The sequence below is a fragment of the Acidobacteriota bacterium genome (genome assembly GCA_039683095.1).
Taxonomy (GTDB): Bacteria; Acidobacteriota; Aminicenantia; order Aminicenantales; family Saccharicenantaceae; genus RBG-16-66-30.
This window is the reverse complement of record JBDKSB010000011.1, coordinates 70286-83080: the sequence shown is the minus strand read 5'-3', so window position 1 is coordinate 83080 and position 12795 is coordinate 70286. Positions and strand designations below refer to the sequence as shown.

At 63.1% G+C, this 12795-nt stretch carries 13 protein-coding genes and 1 tRNA gene; 9 read left to right on the top strand and 5 right to left on the bottom strand.

The annotated features are described in order from the left end of the window. The first annotated feature begins 42 nt into the window (after positions 1-42). The 6 genes from ABFD52_07180 (at position 43) to ABFD52_07155 (ending at position 3076) form a co-directional block, all read left to right on the top strand. Positions 43-137, top strand: a tRNA-Sec gene (locus tag ABFD52_07180). Between the two features lie 303 nt (positions 138-440). Further along, entirely contained in the window at positions 441-1070 is a 630-nt protein-coding gene (locus tag ABFD52_07175) for a hypothetical protein (GenBank protein MEN6560538.1), read from the top strand. Between the two features lie 12 nt (positions 1071-1082). Further along, positions 1083-1277 (top strand): hypothetical protein, encoded by a 195-nt coding sequence (locus tag ABFD52_07170; GenBank protein ID MEN6560537.1) that lies wholly within the window; start codon positions 1083-1085, stop codon positions 1275-1277. 11 nt (positions 1278-1288) lie between these two features. Continuing rightward, on the top strand, positions 1289-1825 hold the full coding sequence (locus ABFD52_07165) for a hypothetical protein (GenBank protein MEN6560536.1): 537 nt from the start codon (positions 1289-1291) through the stop codon (positions 1823-1825). A 55-nt stretch (positions 1826-1880) separates the two neighbouring features. After that, positions 1881-2393 (top strand): hypothetical protein, encoded by a 513-nt coding sequence (locus ABFD52_07160; protein MEN6560535.1) that lies wholly within the window; start codon positions 1881-1883, stop codon positions 2391-2393. A 50-nt stretch (positions 2394-2443) separates the two neighbouring features. Continuing rightward, the gene (locus ABFD52_07155; GenBank protein ID MEN6560534.1) at positions 2444-3076 is read left to right on the top strand and encodes a hypothetical protein; all 633 of its coding nucleotides are present in this window, start codon (positions 2444-2446) and stop codon (positions 3074-3076) included. Between the two features lie 246 nt (positions 3077-3322). Here the strand turns inward: ABFD52_07155 and ABFD52_07150 are convergent, their stop codons facing one another. Next, positions 3323-3577, bottom strand: coding sequence for a DUF4177 domain-containing protein (locus tag ABFD52_07150; protein ID MEN6560533.1), 255 nt, complete (start codon positions 3575-3577; stop codon positions 3323-3325). Between the two features lie 163 nt (positions 3578-3740). Here ABFD52_07150 and ABFD52_07145 point away from each other — a divergent pair, with 163 nt between their 5' ends. From ABFD52_07145 to ABFD52_07135, 3 genes are all read left to right on the top strand, one after another. Then, the gene (locus ABFD52_07145) at positions 3741-5807 is read left to right on the top strand and encodes a DUF3857 domain-containing protein (GenBank protein MEN6560532.1); all 2067 of its coding nucleotides are present in this window, start codon (positions 3741-3743) and stop codon (positions 5805-5807) included. Next, positions 5807-7909 carry a DUF3857 domain-containing protein gene (locus ABFD52_07140; GenBank protein ID MEN6560531.1) on the top strand — a complete coding sequence of 701 codons (2103 nt, stop codon included), beginning with the start codon at positions 5807-5809 and terminating at the stop codon, positions 7907-7909. Before ABFD52_07145 ends, ABFD52_07140 begins: the two co-directional genes overlap by 1 nt. Before the next feature lie 64 nt (positions 7910-7973). Then, complete coding sequence (locus tag ABFD52_07135) at positions 7974-8558, top strand: hypothetical protein (GenBank protein ID MEN6560530.1); 585 nt, start codon at positions 7974-7976, stop codon at positions 8556-8558. Here ABFD52_07135 and ABFD52_07130 read toward each other — a convergent pair. The 4 genes from ABFD52_07130 to ABFD52_07115 are packed head-to-tail and all read right to left on the bottom strand — an operon-like array spanning position 8533 to position 12795. After that, positions 8533-10137, bottom strand: a complete 1605-nt coding sequence (locus ABFD52_07130; GenBank protein ID MEN6560529.1) for a fumarate hydratase — start codon at positions 10135-10137, stop codon at positions 8533-8535. The genes ABFD52_07135 and ABFD52_07130 overlap by 26 nt on opposite strands. After that, positions 10134-11081: an alanine-tRNA synthetase second additional domain-containing protein gene (locus ABFD52_07125; protein MEN6560528.1), complete on the bottom strand. Its 948-nt coding sequence runs from the start codon at positions 11079-11081 to the stop codon at positions 10134-10136. Before ABFD52_07125 ends, ABFD52_07130 begins: the two co-directional genes overlap by 4 nt. A gap of 11 nt (positions 11082-11092) precedes the next feature. Beyond that, a complete protein-coding gene (locus ABFD52_07120) occupies positions 11093-11404 on the bottom strand; it encodes a DUF4387 domain-containing protein (protein ID MEN6560527.1) in 312 nt (103 codons plus the stop codon). Beyond that, positions 11401-12795 carry an acyclic terpene utilization AtuA family protein gene (locus tag ABFD52_07115; GenBank protein MEN6560526.1) on the bottom strand — a complete coding sequence of 465 codons (1395 nt, stop codon included), beginning with the start codon at positions 12793-12795 and terminating at the stop codon, positions 11401-11403. Before ABFD52_07115 ends, ABFD52_07120 begins: the two co-directional genes overlap by 4 nt.

The window sequence follows — 12795 nt, the reverse complement described above, 5'->3', positions numbered from 1 at the left end:
CTTGACTCATCTGGCCGGACGGATTAACATCACTTCGCCCGCGGGAGGGTGAAGGATCCGGTGATCCTTCCGGACTTCAAATCCGGTATGGGGCTATAAACGTCCCGGGTGGGTTCGACTCCCACACCTTCCCGCCACTCCCCCTATTAGAGATATTTATCAGTGCTTTAGGAAGTCCATCGGTTCTGTAATTATTTGCTAATTGTTTAGTACGCACTAGTACGATTTAGCACCGTTTTGGACATTCTTGGTCATAATTTGGTCATAGTGATTTTAGGTATCTTTTCTAACGCATTTGATTAAGAGCCTGTCAATCAAGTTACCATACGCAAAAAGCCTTAGGATAGGAATGATTCGTGACTATGATCATCATTGACTGAGGCGTCCAGCATGTGGAGAATAATTTCAATCGCATAAATGTACTCAGAGAGGGTGAGAATATGAAGAAGGTCTTTTTCTACGCTCTGATCGCTGTTGCATTATCTAGCTATCCTGATGGAGTCAAAGCCTCACAAGAAAGGCCAAATGAACTGAAGACCTATAGACTTGTCCTTCCGGGTAGCTCATGGGGGGTTGAGATACGGGTATCACCCCAATTCTCGTCGAATAAGAAACTCGAAAGCGAGAGTTTTCTCGAACTACGAGACGGCAAAACGGACTTTGGCATTACGGCCGAGCTGGAAAAAGCTACCAGCGAAGGAGACTCAAAAGCTCTTAGAGAATATTATGCGAAGAAGGAGAATTTACGCCTTAAAGCAGACATCAAACAATATGAGGTCGGAGATGCAGCAATAAAAGAGATCGTAATTAAGGACCCTTTATTTAGGACCACTAGCGGGGAAGTTGTCGTGTCAAAGTTCCTTAATTATTACCTATCTTATCGCGGCTATTGGGCAGTAATTCGAATCCTCAAGCCGTTCTATAAGCGTTCAGACAAAAAGACATTTGACGATATCGTGAAATACATCAGGATTGTGGCCACAGAACCCCCCCCGTCCTCTCCTTCAGGTAAGATCCCTTTGGGGAAGTTATGGACCTCATCCCTGAAAACTGATCCACCCATAATGTGAGCGGCTACCTATATGGTCATAGGTGGGATCGACTTAGTAACTGTCAAGGAGATTCTAGGGCATGCGACTATCAAAATGACCATGCGCTATGCTCATCCGACACCTGAAAATAAGCGCCGGGCGGTCGAAGTACTTGCTGAGCTCTTTGTGCCTGGTATCGACGGGCCCAGTCATCCCAATAGCGAAACTACACAGCCTGCGTCATAGGAGGAGGATCAATGAAAAAAGGCCTTTGGTCCATCATAATCTTCTTTCTTGCCGTGACAGCAGGTTCTTCACAAATGGACGAGTTGCTTATTTTTGGGAATGGTTGGATGTTCAATGTAAAGGAACCAACGGGCTGGACAGGCCATACGGAAGATGCATATCGGTATCGCGTCAATGTCTATTTCTGCTTGGGGAAAAAGAGCTTCCGCAAATCGCCAGTTGTTATGCACATTTCGGTAAATAGCAAAAGAGGAGAGACTCTGCAGCAGAAGATGGACTCTGACGTCGCAGACTATAAAAAGCAGCACAAGAAACTCGAGCTAAATGAATTCCCTATAAACGATCCGGCTTATAAGGTCCTGTCCAAGGTATATTCATATGATGATAAAACGACTGACTATGTCTGTTTTCTCGACCCTGACGAGGATTCCCCTCTCTATTTGGTTCTCGTCCTAAATGGGCCGAAAGAAGAGAGCTCAAAGTATGAGAAGGACTTTTTATCATTAATCCGCTCATTTTCCTGGCTAGGCGGAAAAGCAAAGAAATGAAACCTAGCAAAGCGATACGTCGAGTGGGGGTTCGCAAAGAACACTAAAGCGTAGAGTGGAGCACTATGCAATGAAAATATCTATTGGTCTTCTAGCATTTGTGCTCCTTCTCGGCATAACTGCCCCTGGCAATCCCAATCAAGAAGGCGGGAAATACTCGGTGGCCGCCATTCACGCACATCTCTATTACCATGCGACAGGCAAGATCAACCCAATCGACCTTCTCGATGGCAAAACCCATGTTTTGTGGAATACCATCATTGGCGAGGGGGAAGCCAGGGAGCCTTCGTCTGCGATAATGGTGCTCGTGGATCTAGTCGGCCCTGGATTCACTCAATGCGAGGGCAGGCTCAGCCTGATAGCGACGGATAGCCAGAAAACGCTTCTAGACCAAAAGCTTGAGCTCAGCCTTTGTTTTAATGAGGGTGGCAAGGTGATATTGCCCTTCTTGGTCTGCGGTACAGGCCGTGAGGAAGTCAAGATCACAGCTGCGCTGGAAAATATGTCAGCATCAAAGGTTGATATCGGAACGCTTACGAAAACAATTCCCTTTGAGTGTGGCGAGTAGTTGAAGACTTCGTCTTCTTTTAGTCAACGCATAACCCAGGAGAGAGCCTTATGAGAGCTGCGCTGCCCGGAGTGCTCCTCATTTCAGTGGGAATGGCAACTTCAGTGGCGCAGACAAACGCCATTCAGAATCAGGCTTCAGAAAGGATCGATAGGACGATCGTCCGGAAGGTCGACCTTACTCGCGACGGCAGGCCTGAGGAGATTGTCCTTCATGTGGTTGGGAAGGATATTAAGAGTCCCTTTTCTTGGACTCTTGAGGTTTTGTCAAGAAGAAAGAGGATCTTCTACATGACCGTAAAAGGGGACGCGGCATCTGACGGACTTTTCAGCCAGCCCTGGTACCAGTCAGACTGTAATAATTATGAATCATGTAAGAGAGAATGGTATTTTAGCGGCATCCTAAGAACCTTCCTACGCCCATTTAATCAGGATACCTCGGACCAGATGAGCGGGAAATCGCCTTATCCTTGTACGACATATGTTGACTTAAGGAAGATGATCGTCAATACCGGAAAGGCCACGTTGTCCGAAGCCCAGAAGATTGTCGATAAGCTTAAGCTCGATATGGAGAAAGGAAGGGTCGTCGGTATTGACCTTGATGTCAATCCTATTAGCTATGGGAGATGCGCGATCTGGATTCCGGTTATCGATGATTTCGTCATAATCTATTACACAGACTAATTCGCAGAGAACTGGAAATTGGCGTCGTTGCGAAAGGCGTCGGATTTCATCGACTTGGCCACAATTTAGCCACATTGATCTCGGGAAAACTGGGTATCACCATAATAATTCAATAACTTGGCCATGATCTTCTCGGGTCTTCGAATCCGGTATGGGGCTATAGACGTCCCGGATGGGTTCGACTCCCACACCTTCCCGCCACTCCCCCCCGGCCAAGGCGCATCGGCGCTCGACCGCCAAGGCGCCTCAGCGCTCGAAGATCAGGCTGTACGGCGGGCGGCCGAACTCGAAGGCGAAGACGAACCGCCAGCCGTCGTTGGCATACTCGTTGAGCATCTGCCCAACGTTCTGGCCCGTCGATGGGTAGGCCACGACCTTGTACTCCCGGGCCACGGCGGCCCCGGCGCCGGCCGGAGCGGTCAGGAGCGCCTTGGCCAGCAGGGCGACGAGCAGGATCAGGGCGACGTTGATCAGGACAGTTGTGGATCTCGACAATTTCATGGTTTTCTCCCCGCGTCACTATATCACGCCCGGCCCGAGGCCAGAAAGACGACGAGCGCCCGCCGCGGACGCTCGAAAGGTTCAGCCTGTTCAATTCGTCCTTGACATCCGCCTCGGACTGCGGCTAACCTTGGCATAGCTTGGGAATTTCCGGGATAACGGGTTGAGTGATCGCGGGTCTGTAGAAGGCGTCGTTCTTTCGCTCTTTCTTGCGTTTTTCTCGTTCTCCGCCGCGCTCGTTTCATCGGACGCGTCTTCGGCCCGACGCCCGCCCGCTGCCGCCGGAAGCGCCGCGGCCGACGACAAGCCGCCTCAGTGGCTGGCCGACGAGGCCGCCCGCGATCTTCCCGCCCCTCCCCCGCCGGACGCCGAGGCCTTGGTGCTCCTCGACGAGCAGTCGACGGTCATCAACTCCAGGGGCGTCCTGACGACGACCTGCCGCCGGGCCACCCGGGTCCTGCGGCCGGGCGGCGTGGATCCCGCCCGGCGCCTGATCCTGGCTTCGGCCTACGACATCAAGATCAAATCCATGTCCGGCTGGGTCATAAACAAGGGCGGCTCGACGCGCCAGGTGACCATTAAGCAGGTCATCTCCTCCTCCCTCGCCCCCGACACGCTGTACATGGACGCCAGGATGATGATGCTGTCCGTGCCCGAGGTGGACGTCGGCAGCGTCGTCGGCTTCGAATGGCAGGAGGAGCGCACCCCGCCGGCCGTCGAGGACGAATGCCTCTTCCAGCGGGAATTCCCGGTCCTCCGGTCCCGTTACGCGCTGACCCTGCCGGCCGGCTGGCAGCCTGAGTTGGCCTGGATCAACATGCCGCCGGTCGAGCCGGCCGGCGTGACCGGCCCGCCGCCCCAAGCCCTGGTCTTCGAGGTCCGCGACATCCCGGCCATCGCCGACGAGCCCCGCATGCCGATGCCGGAAACGTTGGCCAGGCGCCTCCTCGTCCGGCTCAAGACCGCGAGGCCCGGCATCCGCTCCTTCGCCGGCTGGGCCGACATGGGCGCCTGGTACGAGGACCTGAGCGGGCCGCGCCGGCTTCCGGACGACACGGTCAGGCAAAAGGCCCGGGATCTCTGCGCCGGGGCGGCCGACACCCTGTCGAAGATCCGGGCCCTGGCCGCGTTCGCCCAGAAGGAGATCCGCTACGTCTCCATCCAGATCGGCCTCGGCGGCCTGCAGCCCCACCCCGCCCCGGGCATCCTGGCCAACCGCTACGGCGACTGCAAGGACAAGGCGACCCTTCTGGCCGCCCTCCTCGAAGCTATCGGCGTCCGGTCGCACTTCATCGTCATCAACGTCAACCGGGGCTTCGTCAACCCGGACTCCCCCGTCTCTCTCGGCGGCTTCAACCACGTCATCCTGGCCATCCGCCTGCCCGACGACGTCCCGGAGGCCGGCCTCGACGGCCTGGTCCGCCACCCGCGCCTGGGCCGGCTCCTAGTCTTCGATCCGACCATGCCGACGACGCCGCTGGGCCGCCTGCCCTTCTATCTCCAGGACAACGTCGGCCTGCTCGCGGCCGAAGGCGGCGGCGAGCTGATGCGCCTGCCCAGGCCGGCTCCCGAGGGCAACCTCCTCGACCGCAAGGGCCGGCTGGTCCTGACGGCCGACGGGACCCTGGCCGGCGAGATCGTCGAGACCCGGCGCGGCTCCGAGGCCGACTCCCTGCGCTACGCCGTCCAAGCCGCGACCGAGGCGGAGCGCCGCAAGTACCTGGAGACTTTCCTGGCCCGCTCGCTCGCCTCGTTCACCCTCCAAAGCTACGAGTTCAAGAACCTCGAGGACGACCGGGGCGACCTGGTCGTCAGCTATCGCGTCCAGGCCGCCGGCTACGCCAAGCGCGCCGGGAATTACCTCGTCGTTCGGCCCCGGGTCGTCGGCTCCAAGGCCGTCGACCTTGCCCCGAAGGACAGGAAGCCCCGCCGCCATCCGATCGACCTCGGCGAAGCCGTCCTGGCCCGGGACGAATTCACGATCGAGGTCCCCGACGGCCGGACGGCCGACAGCCCGCCCGGGCCGGTCGCCCTCGACGCCGGGTTCGCCGCCTACTCCAGCCGCGTCGAAGCCGCAGGCCGGACGCTCGTCTACCGTCGCGAGTACCGCCTGCTCGAGCCGCTCCTTCCGGCCTCCCGCTCGGAGGAGGCCCTCAAGTTCTTCCTCGGGGTGGCCGCCGACGAGCAGCGGAGCCTGCTCCTGAAGTCCCCGGAGCCTAGGAGGCCGTAATGCGCCGGACCCCCGCTCGATGCCGGTCGCCCCGTATCGCGCTAGCCGTCGTCCCGGCCCTCGTCGCGGCGGCCCTCGTCCTCCTCCCGGCCCGGCCCGCCGCGGCCCAGGGCTGGCCGGCCCTGACCCCGGAGGAAAAGGCCATGACCGATTGCCCCCTGCAGCCCGGCGCGGACGCCGTCTGGCTCTACCGGGAGATCGTCGAAGACCAGGAGGATATCAAGCGCACGGTCTTCAAGCGGCTGAAGATCCTCAAGGAATCCGGCCGCGATCACGCCAATATCGAGATCCCTTATTATTCCGGCAGCCAGAAGGTATCCAACCTCGAGGCCAGGCTCATCGGGCCGAATGGGACCATCACGCCGTTCACCGGGCAGGTCTTCGACAAGACGGCCCTGCGCTATCGCCGCCTGCGCGTGGCCCTCAAGACCTTCGCCGTCCCCGACGTCGAGGTCGGCTCGATCATCGATCTCCGCTACAAGATCGAGGCCGATCTCGGCGGCTCTTCCGGCTCCGACGACGAGGACCTGTCGGAGAGCCTGCAGCTCTCCGGCAGCCATCCGACGGAGGGCGGCATGCCGCGGTCGAGCGAGTTCCTGTCCTTCCCGGCCGCCCACTGGGACCTTCAGGACGACCTCTTCACCGTCAGGGCCAAGTACCGGTTCGTCTCCTTTCCGTATATCGGCTTGCTTTTCATGGGCCCCTGCCGCCTGTCCTGGGTTTCGCACAACCTCGAGCCCGTCCGGCCGGAGATCAAGAACATGCGGCTCGAGCTGTCGCTCGAGAACATCCCGCCCTTCGAGGGGGAGGAACTGATGACCTCCGAGCAGGCCGAGCAGATATCGCTGGACGTCTTCTACCTGGCCGCCAAGATCAGCGACCGGGACGAGTACTGGAAACGGGAAAGCCGGGCTTGGCAGAAGGCCGCCGAAAGGTTCATCGGCGACCCGGACAAGGTCTCCGCCAAGGCCCTGGAGCTCATCGGGGACGAGACGGACCCGGCCGGGAAGCTGAAGAGGCTCTACGCCGGGGTCCAGAAGATCCGCAACCTCAGCTACGAGAAAGGCCTGACCCGGAACCAGCGTAAAGCTCAAGATATCAAGTCCAATCGAGGCGTCGTCGACGTCATCGGCCGCGGTTACGGCGTGCGCAGCGACATCACCAGGACTTTCGTGGCCCTGGCCCGGGCCGCCGGCTTCGAGGCCGAGCCGGTCCGCATCGCCAACCGGGACGACAAGATCTTCCGCGTCTCGCTGTGGTCTTTCTACAGCCAGCTCGACGCCGAGGCGGCCCAGGTCAAGCTGGGCGGCCAGGCCCTGCTCTTCGATCCCGCCACCCCCTTCTGCCCCTTCGGGCTCGTCCACTGGACCCGGTCGAACGCGGCCGGCCTGCGCTATTCCGACGCCCCGCCCGCGTTCTTCGTGACGCCCGCCTCTCCGCCGGACCAGGGCCTGACCCGGCGCGAGGCCGCGCTGGCGCTCGACCTCCGGGGCGGACTGGCCGGCACGGTCCGGACGACCTACACGGGCCACAAGGCCCTGATCCGTCGCCTCGAACACATCCACGACGACGCCGGGAGCCGCACTAAGGACCTGGAGAAGGAGCTGGCCGACGCCTTGCCCATGGGCGCCGCCGTCAGCCTGACCAAGCTCGAGAACGCCGACGGCAGCGACCCCGATCTCGTCGCCACGTTCAGCGTCTCCATCCCGGGCCTCGGCGCCGTTGCCGGCGACAAGATGATCCTGCCGGTCTCGCCCCTGGCGGGGGAGGCCCAATACCCCTTCCGCCACGCCGAGCGCAGATACCCGGTCTATTTCCCGTTCCCCTATCGCGAGATCGACGACATCGTCGTCACCCTGCCCGAAGGGCTGGCCGCCGAGGTCCGGCCGGAGGACCTGAAGGAGCAGAACGACTTCGCGAGCTATTCGCTTGCCTGCGCCTTGGAGGGGCCGCGACGGCTCCGAGTCCGGCGCGACCTCGTCATCAGGAAGAGCTTTTTCCCGATCGAGCAGTACAAGACCCTCAAGGCCCTGTTCGACCGAGTCCGGGCCGGCGACGAGGCCCAGGTCGTCCTGGCGGCGTCGAAAAAGCCGCCCATTTGACATCCCGGCGCCTTTTTGCGCATCATAGTCAGCCATGCGGAACGATCCAGGGAGGTACGCCACGATGACATCGCCGTTGCCCAAGGCCTTAGCCGTCCTCGCCGTTTGCGCCGTCGCGGCCGCAGCCGCCGCGCCTCTCGGCGCCTCGGAAATCTTCTGGGCCCAGATGCTGACCGGCAAAGCCCCGGTCGAAGCGCCCATGGTCAAGATCCAGATCGAGATCAAGGAGTGGTCGACCCCGGAGGAGATCCGGGCCTTGCAGCAGGCCTTCGAGCAGGGCGGGACCGAGGGCTATCTGAACGCCTTCGGCAAGGCCGACAAGGGCGTGGTCCGGTTCAAGTACGCCCGGGGCTTCAACATCCCCATCCACGCGGCCATCGCCGTGCCCACGGAGAAGGGCAGGAAAGTCTGGCTGTTCATGAACCGGCAGCAGTGGGACCCGGGCTACCAGAAGACCATGGGCCGCTACCTGTTCATGGCCATCGAGCTCACGCTCAACGGGAAGGGCAAGGGCGACGGCCGCTTTTATGACGACGCCCAGATCCGGCTGGAGCCTTCACTGGGACTGATCTCCCTCGAAACCTACGACACCACGCCCAAGATCCTGGCCCAGGCCTGGGAGATCATCCCGAAAGCCGCCGCGAAGTAGCGTAGAGGTCGCCGCCCCGGCCGTCGTAGATGACGAAGGCGGGCAGGTCCCTGACCACGATGCGGCGCACCGCCTCCATCCCAAGGTCGGCGAAGTCGATCGTCTCGCTCGAGACGATGTGCTCCTTGGCGATCAGGGCCGCCGCCCCGCCGATCGTGCCCAGGAAGACGCCGCCGCAGGCCTTCAACGCTTCGATCGCTGGCGCGGTCCGGTTGCCCTTGCCGATCGAGACGAGCGAGGCCCCGGCCTTCATGAAATCCCCCAGGTAGCCGTCCATGCGCTGGGCCGTGGTCGGGCCGAAGCTGCCCGAGGCCAGGCCGCGCGGCGTCTTGGCCGGGCCGGCGTAATAGACGGGGTGGCGCTTGAAGTAGTCCGGCACGTCTCCCGTCTCGCGCAGGAGGCGGGCCAGCCGGGCGTGGGCGATGTCGCGGGCCACGACGAGCGGCCCGTTCAACCTGACCAGCGTGCCGACCGGAAGGCCGCGGAGCTTGTCCAGGATCTCCCCGATCGGCCGTTCGATGTCGACGGCCACGGCGGCGGCCGGGCCGGCCGGCCGCGCCCCTTCTAGGAAGCGGGCCGGATGGCGCTCCACGGCCTCCAGGAAGACGCCCTCGGCCGTGATCTTGCCGCGCAGGCCGCGGTCGGCGTTGCAGGAGACGCCGATGCCGATCGGGCACGAGCCGGCGTGGCGCGGCAGGCGGACGAAGCGGGCCTCGTGGGCCAGCCACTTGCCGCCGAACTGGGCTCCGAGCCCGGTCGCCCGGGCCAGCGCCATCAGCCGCTCTTCCCACCCCGGATCGCGGAAGGCGGCGCCCCTCTTCGAGCCGCGCCTGGGCAGCCCGTCGAGGAAGCCGGCCGAGGCCAGCTTGACGGCCTTGAGGGTCATCTCGGGTGACAGGCCGCCGACGACCACGGCGATGCGGTAGGGCGGGCAGGCGGCCACGCCCAGGGCCATGATCTTCTCGGCCAGGAAGGCCTCGAGGACGCCGTCCTCGAGCCGGGCCTTGGACTCCTGGAACAGGGCGATCTTGTTGGACGAGCCGCCGCCCTTGGCCATGAAGAAGAACCGGTACTCCGGGCCGGAGGCGGCCTGGAGGTCGACCTGGGCCGGCAGGTTCGTCCCGGTGTTGACCTCGTCCATGACCGTGAGCGGGGCCATGATCGAGTAGCGCAGGTTGCGCTTCCGGTAGACCTCCGACGCGGCGGCGGCCAGGATGTCCTCGTCCCGGCCGTCGGTTATCACCAGGTGGCCGCGAAAGGCGAAGATCTGGATCGAGCCCGTGTCCTGGCAGAGCGGCAGGACGCCCTCGGCGGCGATGACCGCGTTGCGCAGGACGGCCTCGGCCACGAAGCGGTCGTTGGCCGGGGCCTCCGGGTCGTCGAGGATGCGGCGCATGGCCGCCAGGAAATCGGGCCGGAGGTTGAAGGCCAGGTCGGTGAAGGCCTCCCCGGCCAGGGCTTTCAGGGCGCCGTCGGCAACCCGCAGAGCGGGCCGGCCGGCGCAGGCGGTCTTGCTGACGCCGCGGACGGCGATCTTCCGGTAGACGGCCCTGTCCGGGCCGGGATCGATCAGGTTCATTCGTAGATCCCTTCGACGTCGATCAGGTCCTCGAAGGCCTCCTCTCCCCGCCTGCCCACGAGGCCGATGACGTAATACTCCTGGCTGATCTGGTCGTAGCGGTATTCCTTGATCAGGCGGAAGTTCTCGATCTTGCCGCTCGAGGAGACGTGGGTCCGGGTGCCCGTGCAGGGCATGGTCTCCGAGCCGATGCTGATGGTGTTGTCGCCGCAGGGCGAGATGGGCAGGTCCCTGGCGATGATGGCCTGGACCTTCTTCTCGAGCTCGGCCAGGTCGACGGCGGGCCGCTCGGAGAAGTTGAGGACGAAGCCCTGGGGCACGTCGGAGTGCAGCGGCGGGAACGGGATCCTGTAGTCCTCCTGGAGGACCATGGTCGTGATGTCCTCGGCCGAGTGGGCCATCAGCCGGTACTTGATGGTCTTGTCGACGATCGTCTTGATGGCCTGGGGGAAGGGGCCGAAGACCGTCGGCCGGGCGACGATGATCTCCTCGCCTATGCCGACCAGGACCTGGGCGTTGTGTCCGAGGGCCTCGTAGATCAGGTCGAAATGCTCGACGACGACCCGGCGGTGGTGGCCGATGGCCTTGAGGATGGCCTCGGCCAGCTCGTACTTCTGGTGGAAGGCCAGCTCGTAGCGGACGTCGACATGGAAGGTGTGGCCGGAGAACGGATCGGCCGGGTCGAAGTCGAAGAGCGGCGTCGGCCTGACGTTGATGCCCTCGTCGTCGTTGGTCAGCTCGAGCCCGGGGAACAGCCCCTTGATGAGGGTCGACTTGCCCGAGCCCTCGGCGCCCAGGATGCCGATCAGCAGGTCGGTCGGGGTGAGGTACTTCTGGGCCAGCTCGGCGGCGACCATGTAGAGCCGGTAGCTGCCGCGCGGGGCGTAGTAGGCCGCATAGAGCAGGGTCTCTCGGTGGACGGTGCCCTGGCTGAACTTCATCATGGCCGCCGCCCTCAATAGGTCAGGCGCAGGAGCGGCGCGTGCTGCTGGGCGCCGTAGATGTCGGTCTCGCCGGCGGCGCCCGAGGGGATGGGCCGGCGCATGGTGATCTTGAGGGCGTTGGACGGCTCGAAGTAGACGATCTTGAGGATGTCCGCGACGGGCCGCCCGTAGAGGGCGGCGACCCGGCGCTTGGTGACGACGTTGCGCCGGCGGAAGAGCTCGAAGTGCTCCCGGTCCTTGAACAGGATGTCCAGGGTCAGCTCGTACGGGCCGGAGTTCTTCGACCGGATGACCCGGGCGGCGGTGAGGATGTTGCGTTTCATTTCGGCTCCTTTCCGCCCCGGAACGTGACGACCCGCAGGGGGAATCCGTCCGGCCGGGCCAGGGGCATCAGGTGATAGACGGAGAACTCGAAGACCTCCCCCATTTTGGCATCCGAGGGGGAGAAAGGCAAGGCCAGGTTGCCGGCCGTCGAGATGCGGCCGGGATAGCCGTAGTGCAGGAGCGTCGAACGGGTCAGGCTGCAGACCGAGTCGGCCGCGGCCTGGGTCGGCCCGACGGCCTCGATGACGATGCCCAGCTCGTGGGTGTGGACGCGCTTCTCGGGCTCGAGGGCGCCCATGACCCCGTTCTTCCCGTAGACGTGGAAGAAGATCCGGCCCTCGACGCGCTCGGCCTTGAGCAGGTCGTGGACCTGGGCCTCGACGCCGGCCAGGATGCCGTCGATCTCGCGGATCATGATCGGATCGCGCGTCCCGGCCACGGCGATGGTCCGGTAGCCGACCCGGCGGACGCCTTCGAGCTTGACCCAGTAGCGCTCGGTCTCGACGTGGCGGCTGCCGCGGACCTCGACCCTGCCGCCGGGAAGCTCGGTGAAGGAGCAGCCGGTCAGGTCGAGCTCGCCGCCGGGGCCGGGCAGGTGGTAAGGATCGGTCTTCTCGTAGAGGGTGTGGGCGGCCGTCGAGAGCTTGGTGAAGCGGCGGGCCGGGTTGAGCGCCTCGAGGACGAAGGAGTCCCCGGTCAGCGTGCCGAAGGCGCAGTCGGCCCCGGAGCCCGGCGTCGCGGCGATGGCCGCGCACTCCAGGATCTTGCCCATGTGGATGGCCAGGCCGGGGTCGAAGCCGAGCATGATCGGCAGGGAGGCGAAGACGGCCGGGTCGTAGGACCGGCCGGCCAGGACGACCTGGCAGCCGGCGGCCAGGGCCTTCTGGATGGGCTCGACGCCCATCTGGCAGACGATGTTGACCGACTCGTCGAGCACTGCCTCGGTCAGAGGCGGGACGTAGGTCAGGGGCACGATCTCCCCTTTCCGCAGGTGCTTGCGGACGCGGGCCTTCGGGACGTCGGCGTAGATGACGCCCATCTTGAAGCTCAGCTTCTCCTCCGCGGCGATCTCGCGGATGATGGCCTCGCACCAGTCGACGTGGGGCCGGGCGCCGCTGCCGCCCGCGGTGCCGATGACGACGGGGATGCCGCGGCGGACGCCGGCCGTCAGCATGAAGCGCAGGTCGCGCTTGACCGCGGAGCGGTCGGTGAAGGACTTGCCCGCCCCGAGGTAATAGGGCCCGGGGTCGGTCGAGCCGGCGTCGGCCCCGATGAGGTCGGGCTTCTTCGCCAGGCCGGCGCGGAACGAGCTCTCCGGGAAGCCGTAGCCGAGGATGGCGGTCGTCGAAAGGACCCGGAACTCCTTCTTCTTGGAGGTCTTGGCGGCCAT